At 67.6% G+C, this 5,319-nt stretch carries 3 protein-coding genes; all 3 read right to left on the reverse strand.

The window, feature by feature from the left end:
• Positions 1-202: 202 nt before the first annotated feature.
• Positions 203-490, reverse strand: a complete 288-nt coding sequence (locus AC1DHD_RS14090) for a DUF6221 family protein (RefSeq protein WP_476880311.1) — start codon at positions 488-490, stop codon at positions 203-205.
• A 605-nt stretch (positions 491-1,095) separates the two neighbouring features.
• Entirely contained in the window at positions 1,096-3,048 is a 1,953-nt protein-coding gene (locus AC1DHD_RS14095; RefSeq protein WP_476880312.1) for a S8 family serine peptidase, read from the reverse strand.
• Between the two features lie 688 nt (positions 3,049-3,736).
• Positions 3,737-5,319: SelB domain-containing protein (locus AC1DHD_RS14100; protein ID WP_476880313.1), on the reverse strand; the 1,583-nt coding region annotated here is incomplete at its 5' end.

Here is a 5,319-nt window from a genome sequence, read left to right on the forward strand (position 1 = left end):
CATGAAGATCGGGTCGCCCTGCACCATGGCCCACAAGCTTTTTACCGGCCCCAAGATCGTCCTCCTAAGGAATTTCGCGGGACAGCCCCGCCGACCGGGACGTTAGCGCGGCTTTCTGGGAAAAACCTGAATAGCTGGGGCCCGGACCTATCCGCTTCGACCCCTTCGTTACCCTTTCGAGCTGAAGCAGGGCGGCGRCAACCTAGTCCCGCCAGTCGGTCGGGAAGTCCGGGTGATTCCTGTACGCGGCGGCGAGGATACCTAGGGCGCCCCGTCGCGCCACTGCCATGCTGTCCATTGCTTCAGCGGCCGAAGAGATCCCAGCCTCCTCCGCAGCCTGCTTCCAGTCCTCGATGATTGCGCGCTTTTGGGCGCACTCCGCTAGCAGGCGCCGCGTGAGACGCGCCGCCGAAGGAGAACCCGCTTCGGCATGCGCGAGGCGGGCTTCTTCCTCGTCGATACGGTCCTCCAGGAATTCAACGATGCGCACCGGTGAATTTTGCCACATCCGGGTGCGCTCCGACRCACCGGCCACAATGGCCCGGAGCAACCGGGGGACGATGCCAACCGTTCGATCTGGGGGTTGACCCGCAATTACGCCGGCTGTACGTTGATCCGAGTTCTTCCACCCCCCAATGGCGGGAGAACGCCCCGAAGACGTCCCCGCACGTATGGTCGCGCCGACCGGTGCGGGGGCGTTTTTCGGCAGCCGTGGCGTTTTCCTCTCACCCCACAGCAAGTGCCTGCTTAGACCAGGGCCTCCAGGGATCCGACCCAGGGCTACTGTCCGTCCCGGCTCAGGCAAGCTCAGCGCTCTCTGTCCGGCATCGGCGTTCGGTAGGACAATTAATTGCGGTCCTGGGGCGACCCATTTGCATCGGAGACGACCATGCTCAATTCACTGCTCTGTCGGTTCAATATTCGGCACGATTGGCACACCGAACACGCCGACGATGGCACGCTGTATAGGCGGTGCCGACGTTGCGGCAAGGATGACGACGGAGGAGGCACCGGTAAGCCCAACCCCGGTGCGTGGGCCTTCCCCAGCTAGAAGACCTACGGGACCGCAGCGCCTGTGCAGGATCCCTTGGTGCGTCAGCGGAAGATGTTGTAGCTTCCCCAGCCGGTTCCGACGACGGTGCGGGTTCCCCAGGTTCCCTGGCGGTAGGGATAGTACGCGAGCCGGCCGTCGGTGATCCGCGCGGTGAGTCCGTGGCCGCCGGCTCCCCGAAAGCCGTCCAGGCGCGTGATGCTGTTGATGCTGTTCCAGCCGGTGCCCACGGTGCGGCGGGGTTCGGAAATGAAGCCGCCGGTTCCGGTGGAACGGTACAGCACCAGGCTACCATCGGTGCGCTTGGCCAACAGGTCTTGCGCCCCGTCCTGGTCGAAGTCGGCCATGGTGACGTACAGGCCTCCCCAGCCGGTCCCTGTCTTGATACGAGGACTGAGGGTTTTTCCGGTGCTGTTGCCGTAGTACCACAGGGTGCCCGCGGAGTCATACGCGACGACACCTGGGTATTTGTCGGTGGTGCGCCAGCGGCCGACGGTGACGTTGTAGCTGGCCCAGCCGGTTCCGATAGCTTGGGCAGGGGCAAAACCTCCGCCGGGCTTTCCGGGGTAGAAGGTCAGCCGTCCGTCCTTCCATTGGGCGATCACGTCGAAGACACCGTCCGCGTTCCAGTCGGTCACGAATCCGTGGATCAGCCCAGACCAGCCGGTACCGATTTTTTCCCGCGGCTGGAAGCCGCCCTTGCCGGTCGCCCGGTAGTTCCACAGCACGCCGTCGGACGCCGCCGCGACGGTGTCCGCGGCGCTGCCGATGGACGGGCGGAAAACTGTACCGACCGGGAGGGGAGCAAGGCGTGCAGCGTCTGTATTCAACAGCCGGTTGGGCGTGCCGACGCCCGGGGCTGCGATCACGCCGGGGCTGGCCTCGGCGGTCAACGCCGCGGCGACGGCCGCGGGGCTCAGCGCCGGGCTGTGCGACAGGACCAGGGCAGCAGCGCCAGCCACGTGCGGGGTCGCCATGGAGGTGCCGCTCATGGTGGCCGTCGCCGTCGTCGTGCCGATGCCGTCTGAGGTGATACCCACGCCCGGGGCGTAGAGGTCAACGCAGGCGCCGAAGTTCGAAAACGAGGCTTGCCGGTCCGAGGAGTCGCTCGCTGCGACCGTCAGGGCGTCCGGCAGCCGGGCTGGGGAACTGTTGCACGCGTCGACTGAGGCGTTGCCGGCGGCCACGGCGACCGTAACCCCGTCGTTGATCACCGCCTGAACCGCGGCATCCACCATAGAGCTGGCCGCGCCACCCAGGCTCAGATTCGCCACGGCCGGCACGCCGTCCTGATGGTTGGCGGCGACCCAGTCAAGGGCGGCCACCACATCCGAGTTGAAACCGGAGCCGGAGCAGTCCAAGACCCGTACCGGAATGATCGTGGCAGCCTTGGCGACCCCGTACGTCTTGCCGGCGATGGTCCCGGCCACATGGGTTCCATGGCCGTTGCAGTCACCCGTTCCGAGCCCGTCGGTGACCGCCGTCCAGCCCGCTGCGACGCGGCCGCCGAAGTCCGTGTTGCCGGCGAAAACACCGGTGTCAATCACGTACGCGCTCACGCCCGCGCCCGCGGCCGTGTAGGTGTAGGAACCGGACAGGGGCAGGGTGCGTTGATCGATGCGGTCCAGACCCCACGGTGCAGGCTGTTCGGTGTCCGAAATCTTTACGCGTGCGTCGGGCTCGACGCCGGCAACGCCGGCCGAGCTCCTCAGCTCTGCCGCCTGGGCCGCGGTGGCTGTGACAACGGCGCCGCGAACCGCTCTCGAGAAAGTGCGTCCGACGGCGATATGCCGGGACCGGAGGCTACGCACCTTTGCGGCGACGTCGGACCCGGGAACATAGCGCACCAGGTAACGGCCGGTTTCGGTCTGGCCGGTTTGCGCCGTCGCCGGGAACCCGGGCGCCGGCGGCGCGGCGATCGCGGATGCTGCCGAAGGCACCGAAAGACAGACCAGCAACATAGAGGCCAGGCAGGAGCGGAGGGTCGAGAGGCGCATTTTGATTTCCTTGAAACGGTGGGGCGGCAGGGGCAAAACCGTCATCTTCAAGGGTAGGGGCGGAGGCCAACCCGGGCCGTGGAACCGCATTAATCCTGCGGGAATCCTTTGGCACCCATAAGCCGTTCCCCCATCTCCGGGCTCGGTTCAAACGAGGATTGATGTGTCTACGCCCCGCCGCCGGCTCCCGCAGCTACGCCGGGACTCCGCCGTGTCCGGGACCGACACGATGCAGCACCGTTCACAGACAGCGGACCGGCCACGCTGGAGCGACGGGGAGCTGCCGTCGTTTCAGGCTTGCGTCGGACGCCTTTATTGTCGAGCCCGGCGGCATTGGCCCGATGCTCCCCGTTCGCTCAGTCACTTCTCGYGCCGACATGGAGGCTATATCCCTGGTCGAGATCCGAACATTTCCGAAGACGCGCCGTTGTTCAGAGGCATAAACTAGCGTCGATTCAACGGGGTGTCGAGAGGACACAGTCCAGGCTTTCGGCCGCCGGCCATCCGTGCGGCCGGTGGCGTCTTGGCGCTGTCGGGGCGCTGCCGCAGGGAGGATCGAGGAGGGACAGTGCCAGTGGGTGTGCGGGCGAAGTACCCTTCCAGGGGGCGGATTCACTGCCTGTCATCGGCAGCCGTTCATCGCTATTAGGGGGTGCCAGGGGTTCTGGGTCTTGGGAAATATTTTGGGTCAGCGCACAACGTTGCGGTGGCCCGCATCCAGGCGCTGGGTCCAACCTCGTGAATCAAGATGTTCCAGCAGTGGGATCGCGACCCGGCGTGTTGTGTCGAGGGCCTGACGGGCCTGGCTTGTGGTGAACGGCTGATCCAGGCCGGCAAGGGTGCGCATCGCAAGGGCCGGCGCCGTTGGCAGCAGCACCACGCCGTCACGCAGCCGAAGCAGGCGCCCCGCCCGTTCGGCGGCGGCCAGCTCCCGGTTGCCCAGACTGAGGTTGGCCAGCTCGTCGGCTTCCGGCGCGTGGAAGGGATGTACGGTGAGCCGGCGTTCCAACGCGGCGATCGCCGGCTCGACGGGGCCGAGTTTGTCTTTGCTGCCGGGGATCCRGATATGGCCGCCGTCCGCTTCGAGCTGTGCGCCGTCGATGACGTGGGGCAGCAACCTTTCGTCGGGCAGGGAGAGCAGGCCGACGGCCGCCCCCATCGACAGCCCGGGAGCCAGCGGGTCCCGCTTTTGCAGCTCCTCGACGGCGGCACGCAGACGCTGCCGCCAGGCCCCGAGGACGGGCGCGTGCACCCACCATTCACCAAGTACTTTCAGGCCCGGCAGCTGGGCAGAGTCCTGGCCGGACAGCAGCCCGAGCCGGTTCAGATGCTCTGCCCGGACCGCCCCGCGGGCCGCCACTTCTCCCAGCAGGTCACCGGCGGCATCCATACCGGCGAGCCGCTGCGCCCACGTGGCGCCGTCGCCGCGCCGCACGAGGGGTGGCGGGTCGGCGTCGAGGATGCGGGCGCCACCCAGCACGGAGTGCCGCCCCGGGTCACGCAGCACCAGGCGGTCGCCAAGGACCAGCGGCAGGCGCCTTTCGAGGATGAGCCGGGCGTGGTCGGCGCCGAATGGCCTGAGCCGGGCCGGCACCGACGCGGTTCCCACGTGCACCATGAGTTGTTCCGGCACGTCCGTATAGGCGACGCCCGAGGTGCGGTGAATGCCGACGACGCCGGTGGAGGGCCACGCGTCCGGAGTCACCAGGGCGTCTCCCCTGCGGATTTCTGCGGCAGCGACGTCGCGAAGGTTCAACGCCACCCGGCTGACCGGCATTACCGAGTCGCGGGCGGTGTCGCAGCTCTGCAGGCCGCGGATAACCACCGGGCGGGAATTGTCATGGCCGATCAGTTCCATCCGGTCACCCCGGGCAAGCGTTCCTGCCGCCAGCGTTCCGGTGACCACCGTTCCCGATCCGGTGATGGTGAAGGACCGGTCCACCCACAGCCGGACGCGCCCTGTGGGGGTAGGCGCAGGTATCCGGGCCAGGACGTCGTCGAGTGCAGCGCGCAGTTCGGGCAGACCGGTTCCGTCGAGGGCCGACACCGCGACTGCGGGCGCCCCCTGCAGCCCCGTTCCGCCCAGCTCTGCCCGGGTTCTGGCGAGTACGTCCGCGAGCCGGTCTCCCGAGGCCCGGTCCGCGCGGCTCAACACCACCACACCGTGCTCGATGCCGAGGGCGAGGACAGCATCGCGGTGATCGCTGGATTGCGCCTGCCACCCCTCATCGGCGGCGACGACGAAGCAGACGACCGGCGCCGGGCCGATTC

This window comes from Arthrobacter sp. 05L45_2 (assembly GCF_056397525.1).